This window comes from Cupriavidus sp. R6-3 (genome assembly GCF_059772245.1).
In genome coordinates this window covers 1-3,714 of record NZ_JCBAJO010000348.1, presented here as the reverse complement: position 1 = coordinate 3,714, position 3,714 = coordinate 1, and the positions used below count along the sequence as shown (strand labels likewise).

The window sequence follows — 3,714 nt, the reverse complement described above, 5'->3', positions numbered from 1 at the left end:
GCGCGGTCCCTCTGCTCATGGTTTGTTTTCATATCTCCCCCCGGAGAGAATTGGTGCTGCCCGATTCGCTGCACATCGTTCCTGACGTGCGACCCGCCTTGCGCGGCATGCCCAGTCATGCCGCTGCCGTCCCGGCTGAAACCCTCCGGCTCAGAAACATTCGAGACTGCCCTGCACGCCCGACAGCACGCCGATGCAGTGGCCGGATCGGGCCGGCGCGGCAGGGCGCGCACGCACCGGCGCGCTGACCTTGACCGGCTTGAGCGGCGCGGCTGCCGGCGCCGCGGCGGGCGTGCCCAGCAGCGTGGTCTTCGTTGCACCTTCGGTATCGACCGCGGCCAGATCCACCTGATTGCGCAGCACCAGCGACAGCGTTCCCACGCTGCGCGCGACGTCGAGCTTTTCGGCCTGTTCGGGCGTGACCTCCAGCGTCACCGCATTGACCACCTTCGGCTGCGTGTCGTCGCGGCTGACCTGCTGCGCGACCGCCAGCACCAGGATCTTTTCCAGCACGATCTTCGAGATGCTGGCTTCGCCGTTGCCACTGGCGGCGCCGTTGCGCCTGGCCTCGGCCGCGGTGTTGACGATCACGTCGACCAGGTTGCCCGGCAGCGCGAAGCCGGCCACGCCGACCACATCGTTGACCCGCACCGTGATCGCGCGCTTGCCTTCGCCGATCACCGCCGACAGGCCGCCCTTGGTGCCCTGCGGCGCGAGCTTGGCCTCGAGCACCGGTTCGCCGCGCAGCACGCTGGTGCGCGCCACGCGGCCCTGCAGCAGCGCGGCGTTGGTGAAGGCGCCGGGCGGCACGCTGGCGCTGGGCCAGCTGACCAGCCGCAGGTTTTCCGGGCCGATCGGCTGGCCCAGGTTGATGTCGCTGGCGGCGACCACCACCTGCGCGACCGAGTTCGACGACTGCTGCATCAGCCAGCGCGAGGCCGCGACCACGGCCGCGACCCCCGCGGCCAGTGCGACCAGAAGCATCAACATTGCCCTTGCGTTCTTCATGGAAGCTCTCCCCTGAGGTTGCCCTCGTTTCCCTCGTTCTTTCCGCCGTTCCGCCGTTCCATCGTTCCGTCGTTGCGCGCGGCGCAGCTATCGCGCCGCCGCGCGCGCGCCGCTGCGCCAGCGCATGCCATCGCCGATCTCGCGGCCGAAATACGCGTGCCACGCGCGCCGCAGCGCTTCCTCGCTGACGTGCGGCGGGTCGCCGTGATAGCGCCGCGCCGAGTCCACCAGCTTCAGCAGATCGCCCGGGATGCAGGCCAGCAGCGGGATGCCGTCGGCCAGATGCAAGCCCTCGAGCAGGAAGCGGAACACGTCGTCGGCGTGCTGCAGGCCGAGCGCGCGGGCGGCGCGCGCGTAGACCTCGCGGTAGTCGTCCTCGGCAAGCGGCCCGATGAACAGCTTGCTGCCGAGCCGGCGCAGGAAGGCGTCGTCGCCGAGGGCGCTCAGATCCAGGTTGGTCGAGAACACCGGCCACACGTCGAACGGCACCGAGAAGCGCACGCCGCTGTGCAGCGTGAACATGTCGATGCCGCGGTCCAGCGGCACGATCCAGCGGTTCAGCAGTTCGCTGACGCCGACCAGCTGGCGGCCCAGGTCGTCGACGATGTAGACGCCGTTGTTGGCTTTCATGTGCGGTGGCGCCTGGTAGTAGCCGGCGACCGCGTCATAGCGCAGGTCCAGCATGTCCAGCGTCAGCTCGCCGCCGGTCAGCACGGCGGGGCGGTGGCACAGGATCCAGCGCCGGTCCGCGCCGCGGCGCCAGCCGGGATTGCCGCCCTCGTCGAAGGGGACGTGCACCAGCGGATCGAACACCTGGATGATTTCGCCGGCCACGGTGATCGCGTGCGGCACCGGCACCGCGCCGGGCATCAGCTCGCGCAGCCGGCGCGCCAGGAAGGTCTTGCCGCTGCCCGGCGGACCGTACAGCAGCAGCGCGGTGCTCGAGTTCAGCGCGATACCGGCCTCGTCGACGATATGGGGCGGTGCCACCAGATCGCCGAGCGCGGCGGCCACATCGGCCTTCGACACGCTGGCGTGGCGCACCGAGTGGTGCCGCACCGCCTCCAGATAGGCGTCGAGCGTCACCGGCGCCGGGCCCGCATAGCTGCAGCGCGCCGCGAACTCGGCGGCGCGCGCATGGCCGGCATCGGTCAGCCGGTAGCGCACGTCGAGGTCGCTGGCGCCCCGATGCGCGACCTCCAGCAGCCTCTCGCGCACGCAGGCGGTCGCGATCTCGCCGATCACCGAGCCGGGCAGGCGCAGCGTCTCGGCCAGCTGCAGCAGCGTGACGTTGCGGTACAGATAGGCCGCCTTCATCAGCAGGGTGCCCAGCATCGTGATGTCGATGCCCGTATCGGCAACGGTGCGCGGGGCCACATGCCACGGTTGCGGCTGGGCACATTCGGTGGCGCATTCCGCGGCGGCGCTGGCCGGCGCGCGCGAGTGGCCATGGCCGCCGGCATTGGCCGCGGCATTGGCGACGCCCGGCAGACCGTGTATCGGCGCGTTCGGTGTTTGCTCGATCATGGGATCCCCCGCTCTGTGCTGGTGGCTATGCCGACGCGAACAGCATCGCGATCGTGCCGGCGGCGATGGCCACGCCGTAGGGCATCGCGCCGACCGACACCGACGCGTCGAGTACCGCGGGCTTGCGCCGGTCCGGATTGAAAGCGCCGGGCGCCAGCACGATCCGCACCACGTTCTCGCGCAACTGGCGCAGATTGCCGTGCCACAGCGTCCAGCCCAGTGCCCAGGCGCCGCCCAGCACGAAGGCCGTCAGCGCGATGTCGAAGGCCATGCCCGCGCCCAGCCAGGCGCCGACCGCGGCCATCAGCTTGACGTCGCCGGCGGCCATGCCGCGCAGCAGATAGATCGGCAGGAACATCGCCAGCCCCGTCAGCCAGCCGGTGGCCCAGGCCAGCGCACCGGCGCCGAGGCCGGACAGCGCCAGCTGTACCGGCAGCGCCAGCAGCCAGGCGCCGAAGGTCAGCCAGTTGGGAATGCGGCGGCACTGCAGGTCGCTGGCCGCGGCGGCCAGCACCAGCAGCATCGCGGCGGGTCCGATCATCGTGGCGAGATGCGGGTTCGGCATGGCGGGCTCCGGTCGCGCGGTGCAGGGCGTTGGGTCGGGGCAGGGCCGCATCGTCAGAACGAGGACGCGACCTTGTCGAAGATATTGCTCAGGGTCTCGCCGACGGCCTTGACCGAGACGATGATCACCAGCGCGATCAGCATCGCGATCAGTGCGTACTCGATGCTGGTGACTGCGTGATCGTCGTCGACGAAGCCGCGGATGGAATTCGCTTGCACGCGCATCGGTGTCTCCAGTAGGTGGCGCAGGCCCGCGGAGCCGGAACGCCGGCCTCCGCGGGTATCGATCGCGCCGAGCGCATCGGCGCGTGGCTCGGCTTACTTCAGTGCGGACTGCACCTTGTCGAACACGGCGCTCAGGTTCTCTCCGACCAGCTTGACGCCGGCGATGATCACGATGGCGATCAGCGCGGCAATCAGGCCGTACTCGATGGCGGTGACGCCGTCATCGTCCTGGGCGAACAGCTTGGCTTGTTGAATCAGGTCTTGCATGGCTCTCTCCTTCGGTTGGAATGCAGGGCACGACTTGCGTTGAACTGCTGCGGTTGAACTGCTGCGGTTGAACTGCGGGGGGCCGCGGCGCGCGGAGGACCGCAGGCGGCGCAGGCATCGAAG

General features: G+C 69.9%; 5 protein-coding genes. All 5 read right to left on the bottom strand.

What is annotated here, in order from left to right; all coding sequences use genetic code 11:
- Positions 1-150: 150 nt before the first annotated feature.
- Positions 151-1,008 carry a Flp pilus assembly protein CpaB gene (gene cpaB / locus AC6EI8_RS25285; RefSeq protein WP_498383228.1) on the bottom strand — a complete coding sequence of 286 codons (858 nt, stop codon included), beginning with the start codon at positions 1,006-1,008 and terminating at the stop codon, positions 151-153.
- 87 nt (positions 1,009-1,095) lie between these two features.
- Positions 1,096-2,535 (bottom strand): DUF8689 domain-containing protein, encoded by a 1,440-nt coding sequence (locus AC6EI8_RS25280; protein ID WP_053822265.1) that lies wholly within the window; start codon positions 2,533-2,535, stop codon positions 1,096-1,098.
- A 25-nt stretch (positions 2,536-2,560) separates the two neighbouring features.
- On the bottom strand, positions 2,561-3,100 hold the full coding sequence (locus tag AC6EI8_RS25275; RefSeq protein WP_198750333.1) for an A24 family peptidase: 540 nt from the start codon (positions 3,098-3,100) through the stop codon (positions 2,561-2,563).
- Between the two features lie 53 nt (positions 3,101-3,153).
- Positions 3,154-3,318, bottom strand: coding sequence for a Flp family type IVb pilin (locus AC6EI8_RS25270; protein ID WP_390884863.1), 165 nt, complete (start codon positions 3,316-3,318; stop codon positions 3,154-3,156).
- A gap of 99 nt (positions 3,319-3,417) precedes the next feature.
- Positions 3,418-3,591 carry a Flp family type IVb pilin gene (locus AC6EI8_RS25265; RefSeq protein ID WP_498383227.1) on the bottom strand — a complete coding sequence of 58 codons (174 nt, stop codon included), beginning with the start codon at positions 3,589-3,591 and terminating at the stop codon, positions 3,418-3,420.
- Between the last annotated feature and the right edge of the window lie 123 nt (positions 3,592-3,714).

What these genes read in the sequence shown, in the direction of transcription:
- cpaB (WP_498383228.1), bottom strand. Translation starts at nt 1,008, where the DNA reads ATGAAGAACGCAAGGGCAATGTTGATGCTTCTGGTCGCACTGGCCGCG.
- AC6EI8_RS25265 (WP_498383227.1), bottom strand. Translation starts at nt 3,591, where the DNA reads ATGCAAGACCTGATTCAACAAGCCAAGCTGTTCGCCCAGGACGATGAC.
- AC6EI8_RS25275 (WP_198750333.1), bottom strand. Translation starts at nt 3,100, where the DNA reads ATGCCGAACCCGCATCTCGCCACGATGATCGGACCCGCCGCGATGCTG.
- AC6EI8_RS25280 (WP_053822265.1), bottom strand. Translation starts at nt 2,535, where the DNA reads ATGATCGAGCAAACACCGAACGCGCCGATACACGGTCTGCCGGGCGTC.